This window comes from Pseudomonas sp. PME37.24/006 (assembly GCF_055556635.1).
Window position 1 is genome coordinate 1 of record NZ_JBVHNL010000285.1, and the last position, 239, is coordinate 239.

The 239-nt window shown below is 72.0% G+C and carries 1 protein-coding gene; it reads right to left on the reverse strand.

Annotated elements, in window-relative coordinates:
* Positions 1 to 239: hypothetical protein (locus ACZ3GY_RS24755; protein ID WP_465912469.1), on the reverse strand; the 239-nt coding region annotated here is incomplete at both ends.

Sequence of the window (239 nt, forward strand, 5' to 3'; positions counted from 1 at the left end):
GAAGACCGTCAGGACGACGCCGGCCAGGGTGAGGACGGCCCCCACCCAGACCACCCAGGTGCGCGACCAGAGCCCGGTGTCGGCGGCGATGGACACGGTGTCCCACACCCACGCGACCCACACCAGCGCCGCGACGGAGAACGCCACCGAGGCGAACTGGTCGATACCGAGCGAGCCGACCCGACGGATGCCCTGCGGGGAGAGACGGCGCAGAGCCAGGAGACCGACCGCGATCGTGG